13 protein-coding genes and 1 tRNA gene are annotated in these 17,826 nt (G+C 68.2%); 8 read left to right on the top strand and 6 right to left on the bottom strand.

The genetic code is table 11. The features are described from left to right. Positions 1-293: 293 nt before the first annotated feature. The 3 genes from gltB to pyk are packed head-to-tail and all read left to right on the top strand — an operon-like array spanning position 294 to position 7,909. Positions 294-4,925, top strand: coding sequence for a glutamate synthase large subunit (gltB, locus tag AC5RUP_RS10115; protein ID WP_494154410.1), 4,632 nt, complete (start codon positions 294-296; stop codon positions 4,923-4,925). Continuing rightward, positions 4,918-6,378, top strand: a complete 1,461-nt coding sequence (locus AC5RUP_RS10110; protein WP_494158509.1) for a glutamate synthase subunit beta — start codon at positions 4,918-4,920, stop codon at positions 6,376-6,378. The genes gltB and AC5RUP_RS10110 overlap by 8 nt, the downstream gene beginning before the upstream one ends. Positions 6,379-6,424: 46 nt before the next feature. Further along, complete coding sequence (gene pyk, locus AC5RUP_RS10105; protein WP_494154123.1) at positions 6,425-7,909, top strand: pyruvate kinase; 1,485 nt, start codon at positions 6,425-6,427, stop codon at positions 7,907-7,909. Positions 7,910-8,001: 92 nt separating this feature from the next. On the opposite strand, the gene AC5RUP_RS10100 is transcribed toward pyk, so the two are convergent. Next, a complete protein-coding gene (locus tag AC5RUP_RS10100) occupies positions 8,002-8,595 on the bottom strand; it encodes an ANTAR domain-containing response regulator (protein WP_493977830.1) in 594 nt (197 codons plus the stop codon). A gap of 138 nt (positions 8,596-8,733) precedes the next feature. On the opposite strand from AC5RUP_RS10100, the gene AC5RUP_RS10095 reads away from it, so the two are divergent. Next, positions 8,734-8,814, top strand: a tRNA-Leu gene (locus AC5RUP_RS10095). A gap of 265 nt (positions 8,815-9,079) precedes the next feature. Here AC5RUP_RS10095 and ligD (AC5RUP_RS10090) read toward each other — a convergent pair. Beyond that, the gene (gene ligD, locus AC5RUP_RS10090) at positions 9,080-10,324 is read right to left on the bottom strand and encodes a non-homologous end-joining DNA ligase (RefSeq protein ID WP_494154122.1); all 1,245 of its coding nucleotides are present in this window, start codon (positions 10,322-10,324) and stop codon (positions 9,080-9,082) included. A gap of 179 nt (positions 10,325-10,503) precedes the next feature. On the opposite strand from ligD (AC5RUP_RS10090), the gene AC5RUP_RS10085 reads away from it, so the two are divergent. Next, positions 10,504-12,681 carry an elongation factor G-like protein EF-G2 gene (locus tag AC5RUP_RS10085; protein ID WP_494154121.1) on the top strand — a complete coding sequence of 726 codons (2,178 nt, stop codon included), beginning with the start codon at positions 10,504-10,506 and terminating at the stop codon, positions 12,679-12,681. Positions 12,682-12,705: 24 nt separating this feature from the next. Here the strand turns inward: AC5RUP_RS10085 and AC5RUP_RS10080 are convergent, their stop codons facing one another. After that, the gene (locus AC5RUP_RS10080; protein WP_494154120.1) at positions 12,706-13,158 is read right to left on the bottom strand and encodes an SRPBCC family protein; all 453 of its coding nucleotides are present in this window, start codon (positions 13,156-13,158) and stop codon (positions 12,706-12,708) included. 240 nt (positions 13,159-13,398) lie between these two features. Here AC5RUP_RS10080 and AC5RUP_RS10075 point away from each other — a divergent pair, with 240 nt between their 5' ends. Beyond that, positions 13,399-13,830 carry a YybH family protein gene (locus tag AC5RUP_RS10075; protein ID WP_494154119.1) on the top strand — a complete coding sequence of 144 codons (432 nt, stop codon included), beginning with the start codon at positions 13,399-13,401 and terminating at the stop codon, positions 13,828-13,830. Positions 13,831-13,909: 79 nt separating this feature from the next. On the opposite strand, the gene AC5RUP_RS10070 is transcribed toward AC5RUP_RS10075, so the two are convergent. Beyond that, positions 13,910-14,584, bottom strand: coding sequence for an alpha/beta hydrolase family protein (locus AC5RUP_RS10070; RefSeq protein ID WP_494154118.1), 675 nt, complete (start codon positions 14,582-14,584; stop codon positions 13,910-13,912). Between the two features lie 51 nt (positions 14,585-14,635). Here AC5RUP_RS10070 and ligD (AC5RUP_RS10065) point away from each other — a divergent pair, with 51 nt between their 5' ends. Further along, positions 14,636-15,658: a non-homologous end-joining DNA ligase gene (ligD, locus tag AC5RUP_RS10065; RefSeq protein WP_494154117.1), complete on the top strand. Its 1,023-nt coding sequence runs from the start codon at positions 14,636-14,638 to the stop codon at positions 15,656-15,658. Positions 15,659-15,746: 88 nt separating this feature from the next. Here ligD (AC5RUP_RS10065) and AC5RUP_RS10060 read toward each other — a convergent pair whose 3' ends face one another. After that, positions 15,747-16,367, bottom strand: a complete 621-nt coding sequence (locus AC5RUP_RS10060; RefSeq protein WP_494155065.1) for an L-threonylcarbamoyladenylate synthase — start codon at positions 16,365-16,367, stop codon at positions 15,747-15,749. Positions 16,368-16,432: 65 nt separating this feature from the next. Then, entirely contained in the window at positions 16,433-16,792 is a 360-nt protein-coding gene (locus tag AC5RUP_RS10055; RefSeq protein WP_494155066.1) for a nuclear transport factor 2 family protein, read from the bottom strand. Positions 16,793-16,931: 139 nt separating this feature from the next. Between AC5RUP_RS10055 and AC5RUP_RS10050 the strand changes: the two genes are divergently transcribed. After that, positions 16,932-17,480: a dihydrofolate reductase family protein gene (locus tag AC5RUP_RS10050; RefSeq protein WP_494155067.1), complete on the top strand. Its 549-nt coding sequence runs from the start codon at positions 16,932-16,934 to the stop codon at positions 17,478-17,480. Positions 17,481-17,826: the final 346 nt, after the last annotated feature.

Raw genomic sequence — 17,826 nt, 5'->3', positions numbered from 1 at the left:
CATCAGTACGCACCTCCCGGACCACCGACCGGGCGCAGGCATGCGGCGTACCGACCACACTGACGTGGATTCTCCGCCGGACAAGGCGCACCACCCAGTGCGGTCCCGGCGGCCGTGGCCGATCAACCGCACAGTTCACCCTGGCGGCCCCATCCGACCCCTGGACACCGAATGCGCTGTGCGGGGTGAGCTAACCACAGAATCCATGGCATCACGGGCCTGCTTGCTCGAGCGGGCCCGGGCGGGGCCAGCGCCGTCCCCTTCTCACCTACATCCAGGAGAAGGAAGTTCAGATGACTCCTCCGTTCAAGGGGTCGAGTACCCCGCGCAGCCTCGGCGGCGGACACGAACGCCGGCACACCACGGTGCCCTCGCCGTTCAGTCGTTTCGCCGCCTACCCGGAAAAAACCGGGCTGTACGACCCCGCCCACGAAAAGGACGCCTGCGGCCTGGCGGTGATTGCCACCCTGCGGGGCGGGCCGGGCCACCACATCGTCGACGCGGCGCTGACGGCGCTGCGCAATTTGGAACACCGCGGCGCGGTCGGCGCCGACGAAGGAACCGGCGACGGCGCCGGGTTGCTCACCCAGATCCCCGATGAATTCTTCCGCGCGGTGGTGGGCTTCGAACTGCCGGCACCCGGCCTGTATGCCGCCGGAACCGCGTTCCTGCCCAGCGACGAGTCTGAGGCGGCGGTAGCGCGGGACGGCGTGGAGGCCATCGCCGCCTCCGAGGGCCTCACAGTCCTCGGCTGGCGCGACGTCCCGGTGGTGGCCGAACTGGTCGGCGCCATGGCGCGGTCCTGCATGCCCCACTTTGCCCAGGTGTTCCTGGGCCTCGACCCGGCCGCCGCCGGCAGCAGCGACGTGGATGCCCGCGTTTTCCGCGTCCGCAAGCGCGCCCAAAACAAGTTCGGCGTGTATTTCCCGTCGCTGTCGTCCAAGACCATCGTCTACAAGGGAATGCTGACCACCGCGCAGCTGGAACCCTTCTACCCGGACCTCTCCGACCCCCGCTTCAAGACAAAACTGGGTATCGTCCACTCCCGCTTCTCCACCAACACGTTCCCCTCGTGGCCGCTGGCCCAGCCGTTCCGCACCATCGCGCACAACGGCGAGATCAATACGGTCAAGGGCAACCGCAACTGGATGCGGGCCCGGCAGTCGCAGCTGAAGGGCCCCCTGCTGGGCGACACGCCGGAAGAGCTGTTCCCGATTTGCACGCCCGGCGCCTCCGACTCCGCCTCCTTTGACGAAGTGGCCGAATTGCTGATGCTCGCGGGGCGCCCGATTACGCAAGCGATCATGATGATGATTCCCGAGGCGTGGGAGAACCACGCCACGATGGACCCTGAGCGGCGCGCCTTCTACCAGTACCACTCGATGCTGATGGAGCCGTGGGACGGCCCCGCCGCCGTTTCCTTCACCGACGGCCGGCTCGTCGGCGCCGTGCTCGACCGCAACGGCCTGCGCCCGGCCCGCTACTGGGTCACCGAGGACGGGTTGGTCGTGCTGGCCTCGGAGGTCGGGGTCGTCAATATCGATCCCGCCACGGTGGTCAGGAAGGGCCGGGTCTCGCCGGGGAAGATGTTCCTGGTGGATACCGAGGCCGGCCGGCTGGTCGAGGACGAGGAGATCAAGGCCGACCTCGCGGCCGCCAACCCGTGGGGCGAATGGCTCAAGGACAACATGATCCGGCTGGAGGACCTGCCGGAACGCGAGCACGTGGTGCACACCGCCGCGTCGGTCAACCTCCGCCAGCGGACCTTCGGCTACACGCAGGAAGAGCTGCGGATCCTGCTGGGCCCGATGGCCCGCACCGGCGCCGAACCGCTGGGGGCCATGGGCACCGACACCCCGATCGCGGTGTTGTCCAAGCGCCCTCGGCTGCTGTTCGACTACTTCGTGCAGTCCTTCGCCCAGGTGACCAACCCTCCGCTGGACGCCATCCGCGAAGAACTCGTGACCTCGCTGCGTTCGTCGATCGGCCCCGACGGCAACCTGCTGGCGACCGGTCAGGTGCGCACCACCCAGGTGGTGCTGAACTTCCCCGTGATCAACAACGACGAACTGGCCAAGATCGCGGCGATGGAAGACGAGGAGGGCAGTCGCCTCGCGCTGAAGGTGAGTGGCCTCTACCGGCCCGACGGCGGCGCCGCCGAGTTGGCCGCCCGGCTGCAGGAAATCTGCGAAAAGGTCTCCGGCGCCGTCAACCGCGGCGTGAAGTTCATCGTGCTCTCGGACCGGGACTCGAACGCCCAATGGGCTCCCATCCCGTCGCTGCTGCTGACGAGCGCCGTGCACCACCACCTGCTCAAGAGCGCCAACCGGACCAAGATCTCGCTGCTGGTGGAAGCCGGCGACGTGCGCGAGGTCCACCACGTCGCCGCACTGATCGGTTACGGCGCCTCCGCCGTCAATCCGTACCTGGCGATGGAAAGCTGCGAGGAACTGGTGCGCAACGGCGACCTCCAGGGCGTCACCGCGGCCCAGGCCGTGCAGAACCTGATCAAGGGCCTGGGCAAGGGCGTGCTGAAGATCATGTCCAAGATGGGCATATCCACCGTCCCCTCCTACTGCGGTGCCCAGACGTTCGAAGCGATCGGACTCGCCCAATCCCTGGTCGACCAGTACTTTGCCGGCACCCAGTCGCAGCTCGGCGGCGTGGGCCTGGACGTCATCGCCGCCGAGGCCGCGGCGCGGCACGCCCAGGCCTACCCCGCCGACGGGATCGAAGACCCCCACCGGTCCCTCGAGAACGGCGGCGAGTATCAGTGGCGCCGCGAAGGACCGCCGCACCTGTTTAACCCGGAGACGGTGTTCCGGCTGCAGCATGCCACCCGCGAACGGCGCTACGACGTGTTCAAGGCCTACACCCGCGGCGTGGACGACCAGGCGAAGGACCTGATGACGCTCCGCGGCCTGTTGAAGTTCAAGGCCGGCGCCCGCCCGCCCGTGCCGCTGGAGGAGGTCGAACCCGTCTCCAGCATCGTCAAGCGGTTCTCCACGGGGGCCATGAGCTACGGCTCCATCTCGCAGGAGGCGCACGAGACGCTGGCCATCGCCATGAACCGGCTGGGCGGGAAATCGAACACCGGCGAGGGCGGCGAGGACGTGGACCGGCTGCTGGACCCGGAGCGCCGTTCGGCGATCAAGCAGGTGGCCTCCGGCCGGTTCGGCGTCACCAGCCTGTACCTGACCAACGCCGAGGACCTCCAGATCAAGATGGCCCAGGGAGCCAAGCCCGGCGAGGGCGGCCAGCTGATGAGCCAGAAGGTCTACCCGTGGGTGGCCCGGACCCGGCATTCGACACCGGGCGTGGGGCTGATCTCGCCGCCGCCGCACCACGACATCTACTCGATCGAGGACCTGGCGCAGCTGATCTACGACCTGAAGCGCTCCAACCCCTCGGCACGCGTGCATGTGAAGCTGGTGTCCGAAGTCGGGATCGGCACCGTGGCGGCCGGCGTGACCAAGGCGAAGGCCGACGTCGTCCTCGTCTCGGGGCACGACGGCGGCACCGGGGCGAGCCCGCTGAACTCGCTCAAACATGCCGGAGCGCCCTGGGAACTGGGGCTGGCCGAGACGCAGCAGACGCTGATGCTCAACGGCCTGCGGGACCGGGTGGTCGTGCAGGTGGACGGGCAACTGAAGAGCGGCCGCGACGTGGTGATCGCGGCGCTGCTGGGCGGCGAGGAGTTCGGCTTCGCGACGGCGCCGCTGGTGGTCTCCGGCTGCATCATGATGCGCGTCTGCCACCTGGACACCTGCCCCGTGGGGGTTGCCACGCAGAACCCGGAACTCCGCCGCCGGTTCACCGGCAAGCCCGAGTTCGTGGTGAACTTCTTCGAGTTCATCGCGGAGGAAGTGCGTGAACTGCTGGCCGGGCTGGGCTTCCGCAGCCTGGCCGAGGCCATCGGCCACGCGGAGCTGCTGGACACCCGCGAAGCGGTCGACCACTGGAAGGCCGACGGCCTGGACCTGTCACCGATCCTGCGCGGCTACGGCACCGACTCCGACATCCCGCTGCGCAACATGACCACGCAGAACCACGAACTGGACAAGCACTTCGACAACCAGTTGATCGCCATGAGCTCCGACGCGCTGACCAACCGCGAACCGGTGCGGATCAGCCTGGACGTGATCAACACCGACCGGGCCGTGGGCACGATGCTCGGCCACGAAGTGACCAGGCGTTTCGGCATCGAGACCCTGGCGGACGACACCATCGACGTGACGCTGACCGGCCAGGCCGGGCAGTCGCTGGGCGCCTTCCTGCCCGCAGGCATCACCCTGCGGCTGCTCGGCGACTCGAACGACTACGTCGGCAAGGGGCTTTCCGGCGGACGGATTATCGTCCGGCCGGACCGGGCCAACACGTTCGCGTCCGAACGCAACGTGATTGCGGGCAACGTCATCGGTTACGGCGCCACCGGCGGCGAGATGTTCCTGCGCGGCCAGGTGGGCGAGCGGTTCCTGGTCCGGAACTCGGGTGCCACCGCCGTCGTCGAAGGAATCGGCGACCACGGCTGCGAGTACATGACCGGGGGACTGGCCCTGGTCCTGGGCCGGACCGGCCGCAACTTCGGCGCCGGCATGTCCGGCGGCGTGGCCTACGTGCTGGACCTGGACCCGGGCATGCTGAACACGCAGAGCACCGGCAACGGCGAATTGCAGCTGCTGCGGCCGGACCCGGCGGACGAAGGGGCCATCGCCGCCCTGCTGAAGAAACATGCGGAGGAGACCGGTTCCCGGCTGGCCGCGCGCCTGCTTGAGGACCTCGAAGGCACCCTGGCCCGCATCACCAAGGTGCTGCCGCGCGACTACGCGGCGGTGCTGCAAGCCCGGGCGAACGCCGAAGCCGAGGGGCTCGACCCCGACGGCGACGTTGTCTGGACCCGAATCCTGGAGGTAACCGGTGGCTGATCCACGCGGATTTATGAAAGTTCGAGAACGCCAGACCCAGCCCCGCCGCCCTGTTCCCGTGCGGATCATGGACTGGAAGGAAGTCTACGAGGCGCAGGAAAAGGGCGTGCTCCGCAGCCAGGCCGGCCGCTGCATGGACTGCGGCATCCCGTTCTGCCACCAGGGCTGTCCGCTGGCCAACCTGATCCCGGAGTGGAACGACCTGACCTGGCGCGGCAAGGACCAGGAGGCGATCGAGCGGCTGCACGCCACCAACAACTTCCCCGAATTCACCGGCCGGCTGTGCCCGGCGCCGTGCGAGGCGGCCTGCGTGCTGGGCATCAACCAGCCGGCGGTGACCATCAAGCAGGTGGAAGTGTCCGTCATCGAGGAAGCCTTCGACCAGGGCTGGGTGACTCCGCACGCGCCGGAGCGGCTGACCGGTCACACGATCGCGATCGTCGGATCCGGCCCCGCGGGGCTGGCCACGGCGCAGCAGCTGACGCGAGCGGGCCACACCGTGGCGGTGTACGAGCGCGACGACAAGGTGGGCGGTTTGCTGCGGTACGGCATTCCCGACTTCAAGATGGAGAAGCACTACCTGGACCGCCGGCTGGAGCAGATGCGGGCCGAGGGCACGCGCTTCCGCACCGGCATCGAGGCGGGCAAGGACATCAGCTGGGATCAGCTGCGCCGCCGCTACGACGCCGTGGTGGTCGCGACCGGTGCCACCGTGCCGCGGGACCTGCCGATCCCCGGGCGCGGGCTGTCCGGCGTGCACTTCGCCATGGACTACTTGGTGCAGGCCAACCGGGTGGTGGCCGGCGAGGCGGTCCCGGACCAGATCGACGCCCGGGGCAAGCACGTGGTGATCCTGGGCGGCGGCGACACCGGCGCGGACTGCCTCGGCACCGCGCACCGGCAGCAGGCGGCCTCCGTGACCACCCTGGCCATCGGCAAGCAGCCGCCGGCCCAGCGTGCTTCGCACCAGCCGTGGCCGACGTTCCCGACGCTGTTCGAAGTGGCCAGCGCCCACGAGGAAGGCGGCGAGCGGACCTACCTCGCCTCCACCGTGGAGTTCGTGGGCGAGAACGGCGTGCTCACGGCGCTGAAGGTCGCCGAGACCGAGTTCGTGGACGGCAGGAGGGTGCCCAAGCCAGGCACGGAGCGGGAGATCCCGGCGGACCTGGTGTTCCTGTCCCTGGGCTTCACCGGTCCGGAGCACGCCGGGATCGACGCGCAGGTCAACGCGGCCTTCGACGAGCGCGGGAACGTCGCCCGCGACGGCGGCTACATGACCGGCGCCGAGGGCATCTTCGTCGCCGGCGACGCCGGGCGCGGACAGTCCTTGATCGTGTGGGCGATCGCCGAGGGGCGCGCCTGCGCGGCCGCCGTCGACCGGTGGTTGACCGGTACCACGCGGCTGCCGGCGCCGGTGGCCCCGGAAGACCGTGCGATCGCGGTGCTGCCCTAGCGGCGGCAGGCCTGCGCGATGGCCGCATTCTGATTAGGGTAGGGATATGAGACGCGCAAAAATCGTTGCAACCTTCGGCCCTGCCATCGCCAGTTACGAGAGCACCTTGGCCGTCCTCCAGGCGGGCGTGGACGTGGCCCGGATGAACATGAGCCACGGCGACTACCGCGTGCATCAGCAGACCTACGACAACGTCCGCAAGGCGTCGGCCGAACTGTCCAAGCCGGTGGGCATCTTCGCCGACCTGCAGGGCCCCAAGATCCGCCTGGGGCGCTTCGTGAACGGCCCCCACCACCTGGCGGTGGGGGACCGCTTCACGATCACCACCGAGGACGTGGAGGGAACCGCCGAGCAGTGCTCGACCACGCACAAGGGCTTGCCGGGCGACGTCAACGTGGGCGACTCCCTGCTGATCGACGACGGCAAGGTGGCGCTCAAGGCCATCGAGGTCGACGACGTCAAGGTGGTCACGGAAGTCACCGTGGCGGGTGCGGTGTCCAATAACAAGGGCATCAACCTGCCCGGCGTCGCGGTCAACGTCCCGGCCCTGAGCGAGAAGGACGAGGAAGACCTGCGTTGGGCGCTCAAGACCGGCGTCGACATGGTGGCCCTGTCCTTCGTGCGCAACGCCGGCGACGTCCGGCGGGTCCACGAGATCATGGACGAGGAGGGACGCCGCGCCCCGGTGATCGCCAAGATCGAGAAGCCGCAGGCCGTGGACGCCATCGAAGAGATCATCGACGCGTTCGACGCCATCATGATCGCCCGCGGCGACCTGGGCGTGGAGTTGCCGCTGGAGGACGTGCCGCTGGTGCAGAAGCGCGCCGTCGAACTCGCCCGCCGCTGGGCGAAACCGGTGATCGTGGCCACCCAGGTGCTCGAATCGATGATCGACAACCCGAGGCCCACCCGGGCCGAGGCATCGGACTGCGCCAACGCCGTGCTCGACGGTGCGGACGCGGTCATGCTTTCGGGCGAAACCAGCGTGGGCAAGTACCCGCTGGAGACGGTCCGGACCATGGCCCGGATCATCGAGTCCACCGAGCAGCACGGGCTGGACCGCATTCAGCCGCTGGGCAGCCAGCCGAAGACCCGCGGCGGCGCCATCACCCGGGCGGCCGTGCAGATCGCCGACCAGCTCGACGCCAAGTACATCTGCGCGTTCACCCAGTCCGGCGACTCGGCCCGCCGGCTCAGCCGGCTGCGCCCGGGACGGCCGGTGTTCGCGTTCACCCCGCTCCAGTCCACCCTGAACGTGCTGTCGCTGACCTGGGGCATACAGCCGCTGGTCGTGGAGTTCGTCGAGCACACGGACCAGATGACCGCCCAGGTGGACCGGATCCTGTACGAGCGCGGGCTGGTGGAGATCGATGACCTGGTCGTCATCGCCGCCGGTTCGCCCCCGGGCAAGGCCGGTTCCACCAACTCCCTGAAGGTGCACCGGGTGGGCGACCTGGCGGATGCCGGCGAACTGCTGGACGGCCAGCCGCACCCGCGGCCCGAGCGGGTCGGCCCCTGGCCGTCGTCGTAGGCGAAGGGCCGCTGCAGGCTAGGGACAAAAGAACGGCCTCCGGATCATTCCGGAGGCCGTTCTGCTGTCCTTGGTTCGCCGTTCGCGTTGCCTTAGTTCACCTGGTTGATGATGGTCTCGGCCACTTCGCGCATACTCAGCCGGCGGTCCATCGACGTCTTCTGGATCCAGCGGAACGCTTCCGGCTCGGTCAGGCCCATCTTGGTGATGAGCAGGCTCTTGGCCCGCTCCACCAGCTTCCGGGTCTCGAACTGCTCCTGCAGGTCGGACACCTCGGACTCCAGGGCGGCGATCTCTTCGTGGCGGGAGAGCGCGATCTCGATGGCCGGAATCAGGTCCGCCGGCGTGAAGGGCTTCACCACGTAAGCCATGGCACCGGCGTCGCGGGCGCGCTCCACCAGCTCTTTCTGGCTGAACGCGGTCAGCAGCACCACCGGGGCGATGCGTGCCTTGACGATCTGCTCCGCGGCCGAGATGCCGTCCATCACGGGCATCTTCACATCCATGAGGACCAGGTCCGGCTTCAGTTCCTGGGCGAGTTCCACGGCCTTTTCGCCGTTGTCGGCTTCGCCAACGACGTCGTAGCCCTCGCCCCTCAAAATTTCGACGATATCCAGGCGGATCAGTGTCTCGTCCTCCGCGACGACGACGCGGCGAGCGGGGACAGACTCGGTTTGTTCAGACACTGGCGCTCCTAGAGTGTTGCGTTGCCATTGGCATGGCGTCGGTTCCGTGAAATAGCCTATCGGCATGTAGAGTAGATTCGCGCACCGGGCAGCATGACGGTCTTCACAGTTTGGAGACCTGCTTCGCGACCGGTGCAGGCCCGAGTGGCGGAATGGCAGACGCACCGCACTCAAAATGCGGCGGGGAAACTCGTGTGGGTTCGAATCCCACCTCGGGCACGTTTTTACTGTGCGGGGGCATGTAGGCCTCTGGTAGTGGAGAAATGTTGACTTGTGGGCCCCTTCGGGGGGTCTTTTATTTTTCGGCCGTTGCCGGGGCAGCCGGCTCCTCGCCTGGTTCTGGCGCAGTGGCGCTGCAGATTGTTCATGGCGGAGCTGTTCCGCGTCGGAACTGCAAGACGTGACAGTGGCTGGGGGACAAGCTGCACCTTGCAGACACGGGCTGTTCCGTTGGCTTTGTGCGCTTCCGGTTTTGGTCAGTGGGTTAGGACCCCGGGCGCCCAGGCCAGTCCTTGCCGGCCCATGGGTCGTAGTCGCTGATGAGCTCCTCCTGCGGCGGCCGCTTCGTTACGGGGACGTGCTGCAGGTTCACTCGCACCCTGTACCAGAGCGAGCTTGATCCGCGCATTCCGTCGACGAGCACATCAGCCGGTTGCAGGGCCGGGACGACGTCCGCATGCCGAGTCTTCCACTCATCGAGCGCCGCGTAGGCCTCGGGCTTGGTCTTGGTTCGGGCCACTTCGATGAGCGGCATCATCGACTTCCGGCGGCCGGAGCCGTCGCCGCCGCCCGGCGGTTTCTCGGCGGGGCCGAGCTCGGCCGCCAAGGCGAGGAGCCCGTCGAGGGTGCCGACCGCGTCATCGATGCCGGCGTGAGGGTCGCCCACGTCGGCGAAGCGCTCGAGCACCGAGCGCACAGTGAACTGTTCCGGCCGGGCGGAAGTGACCTCGTCCCATGTGAGCGGCGTCGAGACCCGGGCGTCGGGCAGGGGCCGGATCGAGTACGCGGAAGCCACGGTGCGGTCTTTGGCATTCTGGTTGAAGTCGACGAACACACTCTCGCCGCGCTCCTCCTTCCACCACCGTGCGGTGGCGAGGCCGGGAGCGCGGTTTTCGACCTCGCGAGCGAGGGTCTCGGCGGCGAGCCGCACGTTGCGGTACGACCATTGAGGCGCGATGCGCACAAGGATGTGGAGTCCCCGCGACCCACTCGTCTTCGGCCAACCCACCAGTCCCACGTCGTTGAGCACTTCCCGCGCGACGCAGGCGACGTCGACGATCTGCGACCAGTCGACTCCCGGCATCGGATCAAGGTCGACCCGCAGCTCGTCGGGGTGCTCGAGGTCCTCGGCGCGCACGGGGTGCGGGTTGAGGTCCAGGCATCCAAGATTCACGACCCACGCCAGGCCCGCAGCATCCCTGAGGACGGCCTCTTCGGCTGATGTCCCCGACGCATAGTGCAGCGTTGTCGTGTGGATGAAGTCAGGGTGATTTTCAGGCACGCGCTTCTGAAAGAATGGCTCAGCAGCGATGCCCTTCGGGAAGCGCTTGAGCACCATCGGGCGGCCGCCGGCGCCGCGCAGCGCACCATCCGCGACGGCAAGGTAGTAGCGAACCAGGTCGAGCTTCGTCAGCCCGGGTTGTGGGAACACCACCTTGTCCGGACTCGAGATGCGAACCTCGCTGCCGGCAATGTTGAGGATCTCGGCTGGGGCCTTCGACGGGTTCATTCCGCCACGCTAGCAACGATCGGATGTCTCAACCAGACCAGCTGCGCGGCAGCCCGGCCTCCTCTTGTTTGCACAGCGATGCGGTCCAACCCTTGCCGCTGCGCCCCTTCCGGGTGTCGAATCTGTTAAGAGCAGGTGAGTGCGCGGGACGACGAAACCTACGACGCCAGGAGGCGCTCATGTCGGGGAAATCGGCCAACGGGTTGGCGAAGGGATCTGGACGGAGCGCCGATCTGCGCCGGGCGGAGGTCTCCGCCGCGGCAACGGTGTCCCGGCCGGAGCAGATCCGCAACGTGGTGCTGGTGGGCCACTCCGGTGCCGGGAAGACGATGCTCGCGGAGGCCCTGTTGCTGGCGGCAGGAGCCACGAACCGGATGGGTTCGATCCTCGACGGCACGACCGTCAGCGACTCGGATCCCTCCGAGATCCATCAGCAGCGTTCCGTCGTGCTCTCCGTCCTTCCCTTGATGTACGACGACGTCAAAATCAACCTCCTGGACACGCCGGGCTACTCGGACTTCACCGGCGAGCTGCGGGCCGGTCTTCGGGCCGCCGACGCCGCCCTGTTCGTCGTGTCCGCCGTGGACGGGATCGATGCCGCGACCACCGCGCTGTGGGGCGAATGCGAGAGCGTCGGGATGCCGAGGGCGGTGGCCATCAGCCGGCTTGACCACCCGCGGGCCGACTTCGAAGCGGCGCTGGCCGGCTGCCGCGGCGCCTTCGGTGAGTCCGTGCAGCCGCTGTACCTGCCGGTGCGGAGCGGGGCGGACCTGACGGGGCTGCACGCACTGCTGTCCGGCACCGTGTCGGACTACAGTGCCGGAGAACGGAAGCCCGACGTCCGCCCCGCGGACGCCGGGGAGCTCGCAGGGGCCGAGGAGGCCCGCAGCGCCCTGATCGAAGGCATCATCGCCGAGAGCGAGGACGAGTCCCTGATGGACCGCTACCTCGGCGGCGAGGAGATCGGCCTCGATGTGCTGTTCTCCGACCTGGAAACCGCCGTCGCGCGCGGATCCTTCTACCCGGTGCTGGCCACCTCCTCGGAAACCGGGCTGGGCATCGCGGAGCTGCTGGACATGCTCAAGAGGGCGTTCCCGTCCCCGCTCGAGCGCCCGCTGCCGGCGGCGACGGGACTCTACGGATCGCGCAGCACCCCGCTGCGCTGCGATCCCGACGGACCGCTCGCCGGCGAAGTGATCCGCACGACCACCGACCCGTTCCTGGGCCGGGTCTCCCTGGTCCGGATTTTTTCGGGCACCCTGCGGGACGACTCCGCCATCCACGTGTCCGGACACGGGCTCGCCGACCGGGGCCACGCCGACCACGACAGCGACGAACGGGTCACGCATCTGCACGCCCCGCTCGCTTCGACCCTGCGGTCGGTGTCCTTGTGCATCGCCGGCGACATCTGCGCGTTGACGAAGATCGGCACCGCCGAGACCGGCGACACGGTGTCGTCCCGGGAGCAGCCGATGCTCATCCAACCCTGGGAGATGCCGGAACCGCTGTTGCCCGTCGCGGTGGAGGCGGCCACCCGCAACGACGAGGCCGCCCTGGCGAAGAGCCTTGCCAAGGTGGCCGCGGGCGACCCGACCCTGCGGGTGGAGCGGCATGCGGAGACACACCAACTGATCCTGTGGTGCATGGGCGAATCGCACGCCGAGGTGGTGCTCGACCGGCTGCGCGGGCAGGGCGTGAATGTGCAAACGGTCGACGTCGTCACGCCCCTGCGGGAGACGTTCGCGGCCGGGGCCGCCGGACGCGGACGCTACGTCAAGCAATCCGGCGGGCACGGCCAATTCGCCATCTGCGAGATCGAGGTGGAACCGCTTCCGCGGGGCGCCGGATTTGCATTCGTGGACAAGATCGTCGGCGGCATCATCCCGGGGCCCTACATCGCGTCCGTCGAGAAGGGTGTCCGGGCGCAGATGGAAAAAGGCGTCTCCGCCGGATTCCCCGTCGTCGACATCCGCGTGACACTGGTCGGCGGCAAGACCCACAGCGTCGATTCCTCCGACGCGGCCTTCCAATCCGCGGGTGCCCTGGCCTTGCGGGAAGCCGCTGCGGCGGCGCGCATCCAGTTGCTCGAGCCGGTCTCCGCCGTGACGATCACGGTGCCCGACGACTACGTGGGAACGGTGATGAGCGACCTGTCCGCCCGGCGGGGACGGTTGACCGGATCGGATTCGGCCGGCGGGGACCTCACCGAAATCAGCGCCGAAGTCCCGGACCACGAATTGCTGCGCTACGCCATCGACCTTCGTGCCCTGACCGGCGGCACCGGGCGTTTCCGGCGCGCCTACCTGCGGCACGACCCGGTGCCTTCGACAGCGGCGAGCGGGGTGGGTCAGCGGTAAGGTCTTCGGTCGGGACGGGCCCGGTCACCCGCCGGAGCGGAGGACGCGGTCGAGTTTCCCCAGGGCATCCGCCCAGCCGGCCCGGTGCAGGCCGAGACGTTCCTCGGTGGCGAACCCGCCCTGCCGGAGGGCGAGGCGGGTGCCGCCCTCCGAGGGTTCGAGGGAGAGCGTGACGACGGTTTCGCGGTCATCGGGCGCGGGCTCCTCCCACCGGAAGGTGTAGGCGAGGCGGCGCGGAGGGACGATGTCGAGAAACTCACCGGCGAGGTGGAAGGGCGGGCCGTCGGGTGGTTTCATCGTCAGCCGGTAGGTGCCGCCTGGCCTGGCGTCGAGCACGGCCTCCGGTGTTGTGAAACCTTCGGGACCCCACCATGTGGCCAACTCACCCGCCTCCGTCAGCATGCGGAAAACCATGTCGCACGGCGCGGCCAGGACCGCTTCCAGTTCCAGCACGAAGCCGCCGGGTTGCTCGTTCATCGGACGCGGCCCCTTTCGGCACGGACCCGCAGCTGGAGGCGTGCGGCCGCCGGCCCGACCATCGTAGTCCCGCCGTGCGGCCGCCGGCCCGACCATCGTATACCCGCGGTCCAACCCCCGGGCAGGAGCCCTGCACGGGGGTCGGCACCGGTCATGGACATCCCCTGATGCGGGTGGGAGCATGGCTGTATTCGCGCCCCGGCCGCACGGCCCCGGCGGGAGGCAGCGGCTGGAGGAATCATGCCAGGGCCCGATCTCGAACTTGTTGCCGAGCGTTACCACCGCGCGCTGGACGCGTTCGTCCAGGGGAACCCCGATTTGGCGAAGGACCTGTTTTCGCGGCAGGAGGAGGTCACACTTGCCAATCCGCTGGGTCCGCCCGCCCGCGGCTGGGCGGAGGTCGAGGCGGCCATGGACCGGGCGGTATCGCATTTCAGGGAGGGCGAGCCGATCCGGTTCGAACGGATTTCCACCTATATCGCGACCGATCTGGCCTACATCGTCGAAATAGAGCGGACCCGGGTGAAGGTCAGCGTGTCCGACGCGGCGTCCCCGATCTCGCTGCGGGTCACGACGATTTTCCGGCTGGAGGACGGCACCTGGAAGATCATCCACCGTCACGCCGATCCCATCACCTCCCCGCGGACCATCGACTCGATCGTCGAGCAGTAGCCCGCAGGCAGCCGGGGGGATCAAGCGACGGGGGTCCGTCGACTCCATCGCCCAACGGTGGCGGGCAGCCGGCCGGCGGTCAGGCGCCGTAGACCCTCGAGCGGAGGAATTCGGCAGCGGGACCGGCGAGCGATGCCCCAATTTCCGCCGCCCCTCGTTTCCGGCCCTTGACGTCGAAGGAATGGTCGCCGCCTTCCTGCCAGGCGAGCACGGCATTCGGGCCGATGCGTCCGACGACGGACTCGAGCAGTTCCGGCGTGGCGAAGGTATCGCGGGTGCCCTGCAGGAACAGCATGGGCAGGGTGAGCCCATACAGGTGCTCGTCGCGCAGCTTGTCCGGTTTCCCCGGCGGGTGCAGCGGATAGCCCAGGTACACCAGGCCGGCGGCCGGCATGCCCTCCGCCACGGCCATCGACGCCATGCGGCCGCCGAAGGATTTGCCGGCCGCCCACAGCGGTTCACCTTCGGACCGTGCTGCCGCTTCCCGCATGGCCGAACGCCACGCCACGATGGCAGCCGGCGGGCGGTCCGGAAACTTCCTGCCGGCCTCCCGGTAGGGGAAGTTGAAGCGCAAGGTGGCTACGCCGTCGTCGTTCAAGGCGCGGGTGAAACCGGACAGGAACGGGTGGTCCATGCCCGCGCCGGCCCCGTGAGCCACCACCAGCGTGGCGAACGCGGACTCGGGGCGGGCGTAGACACCGGAGACGGTGGTGTCACCGACGTCGATGGTCACGGGGGACTCGGTGATAGGCATGCTCCCATCATGCCCTCGCCAGAAGCGACGTGCGTGTGTTTAGGTGTTCCCATGGCCAGCGAACAGACAACGCTGACGGTCGAGGGACCGCACGGCGAGCGCGAGGTGCGCATTTCCAGCCCGAGCCGGGTGATGTGGCCCGACCTGGGGATCACCAAACTGGATCTGGCGCGCTACATCGCGGAGGTTGGCGAGGCCTTCGTCCGCGCCAACGGCGACCGGCCGGTGTCGTTGCAACGGTTCTCGAACGGGATCGACGGCGAGCAGTTCTTCTCCAAGAATCCGCCCAAGGGCGCGCCCGATTTCGTGCGGTCGGTGATGGTGGTGTACCCGAGCGCCCGGTCGCATCCGCAACTGGTCCTCGACGAGCCCGCCGCCGCGGTGTGGGCGGTGCAGATGAACACCGTGGTGTTCCACCCGTGGCCGTCGCGCGCGGGGAACTCCGACAACCCGGACCAGCTGCGCATCGACCTGGATCCGCAGCCGGGGACCTCGTTCGACGACGCCATCCCGGTGGCGTTCGAACTGAGGTCGGTGCTGGCAGAGGCCGGACTCAAAGCGTTCATCAAAACCTCCGGAAACCGGGGGCTGCACATGTTCGCGCCGATCGAACCGACGCACGAATTCCTGGACGTGCGCCACGCCGTCATCGCGGCGGCGCGGGAGATCGAGCGGCGGATGCCCAAACAGGTGACGACGTCGTGGTGGAAGGAGGAGCGCGGGGAGCGGATCTTCGTGGACTTCAACCAGGCCAACCGCGACCGGACCATGGCGGGTGCCTACAGCCCGCGGGCGCTGCCGAACGCGGCGGTGTCCTGCCCCCTCGAATGGGATGAACTCGAAACGGCCGATCCGAAGAACTTCACGATCGCCACGGTTCCGGACAGGCTGAAGACAACCGGCGACCCGTGGGCCCGCATGCATGATGAACCGGGCAAGATCGACGTCCTGCTCCAGTGGTGGGAACGTGACCTCGCCGCGGGCCTGGGGGAGATGCCCTTCCCGCCCGACTATCCGAAGATGCCGGGCGAGCCGCCGCGGGTGCAGCCCAGCCGGGCACGCAAGAAGGATTAGCGGGGCCCAACCGGACGGCGCGGCCGGGGGGCTCGGCCGCGGGCGGGCCGGCCTGGCGGCAGATGCCGCCCTCGCCGCCGCCGCCGGCCTATTCGAACCGGGACGGGTCGCCGGCTCCGTGACGAACCACCTCCGCGGTGCCGCCGGAGAAGTCGACGACGGTGGACGGCTCGGACCCGCAGTCGCCGCCATCCACTACGGCGTCCACCACATGGTCGAGCCGGTCCTTGATCTCCCAGCCCTGGGTCAGCGGTTCCTCATCGTCCGGCAACAGCAGCGTGCTGGAGAGCAGCGGCTCGCCCAGTTCCGCCAGGATCGCCTGGGCGACGTTGTTCGCCGGAATGCGGACGCCAACGGTCTTCTTTTTCGGATGCATCAGCCGGCGGGGAACCTCCGCGGTGGCCGGCAGAATGAAGGTGTAGCTTCCCGGCGTCACGGCCTTGATGCTGCGGAAAACGTTGTTGTCGACGTGCACGAACTGGCCCAGCTGGGCAAAGTCCTTGCAGACCAAGGTGAAGTGGTGCTTGTTGTCGAGCCGGCGAATGGTCCGGATCCGTTCCAGGGCGTCCTTGTTGCCCAGTTGCGCACCGAAGGCGTAACAAGAGTCGGTCGGGTACACGATCAGCGCGTCCGACCGGACAAGGTCAACAATCTGGCCGATCGACCGCTGCTGGGGATCCTGGGGGTGTACGTCGAAGTATCTCGCCATTCCCCGAGCTTACGGCCACGGGCGCGGTTGATGCATGAGGGGAGCACCCTGTGGGGACGCCGGCCTCAGGAAGGGACCGACTGGTCCATCCACCACTCGGTGAAGTGGGTTGCCCGGCCTTCGCCATTCAACCGGATCACCCACAAATTGCTGTAGGTGCGTCCGTCCCGGTAGGCAGTCGTTCCCTCCACCACGGAGACGTCGTCGGTCACGGCGACTTCGTGCCACTCAAAGGTCGCCGCGCCGGGCTCGTCCTTGCGGGCCAGCCACTGCTCGACAATGTTGTCCCGGCCACGCCACGGGTCCGTCCACGGCTCCGTCCGGTACTCGGCGTCGTCGGTAAACAAGGCTCCGATCTGATCCGGGTCATTGGTCTCCCAGGCCTGCCGGTAAGCCCCGATCCACGCCTCCGTCTTGGCATCCATCCCACCGTTGTACTGCGGCGGCCGCGGGCCGACAACCCCCGCGTCTCCCGCGGGGCGCATGCGGTCCGACTACGCCGCATCTCCCGCGGAGCGCATGCCACGCTTCCGCTGGTTCGACCCGCTGGCTAGCATGGGGCCCATGGCCCGGACTATCTACTACGTCGGCAGCTCGGTGGATGGGTATATCGCCGACCGCAGCAACAAGCTCGACTGGCTCACGCAGTTCAACGACGCCGATGGCGTCCAGGACAGCTTCGAAACCTTCATGCAGCGCATTGGGTCCATCGTCATGGGCTCCGAGACGTACAAGTTCGTGCTGGAAGAGGCACCGGAGGAATGGCCCTACGGCTCAACACCCACGTGGGTCTTCACGCATCACGAACTGCCAGGCATCCCCGGAGCAGACATCACGTTTGTGCGAGGCGACGTGGGTATCTTCCACCATGACATCTGCGCCGACGCTGGCGAGAAAGACGTGTGGCTGGTCGGCGGAGGGCAACTTGCGGCACAGTACGCGTCGGCCGGCCTGCTGGACGAACTCATCCTGACCTTGGTGCCGGTAATGCTGGGCGGCGGACAACCGCTGCTTCCGGTCCCCAGCACGACGGCGCCGGCCCGGCTTCGCGGCAGCCGCACCTTGGGCGACTTGGTCGAGATGCACTACGACCTCAATCCGGAGGCGGTCTAGCCACACCGGAAAGGCCCCTTGCGCGTCCTCCTTGCATGGGGCCGTCTCTGCCTTCGGACCACGTGGCCCAAGCCGTAACGTCCGCCGTGGCCGCGCGGACCGGCCCCGCGTTCTCCCCCTGCGTTCCTCCACCCCCGCGGTGCGCCTGCACCGTTCTCCTTGCATGGCCACACCGTGCTGTCAGGCCCCGCGATGCGCCGCTGCGGTCCTCCAGCCTCGCAGTCCGACTGAACCTGCAACCCCCGAAAGTGTCAGTGGCGGCGGATAGTCTGTTTTCAGTAGCAGTTCAGCACCATCGTTGGCCGCCGGGCAGTGGGTTTGTCGGTGGCGTCTGCGGATCCGTCCA

The organism is Arthrobacter sp. Y3223151, from assembly GCF_059091125.1.
Note: the sequence above shows the minus strand (reverse complement) of the source record. Positions and strands in the feature narration are given on the sequence as shown.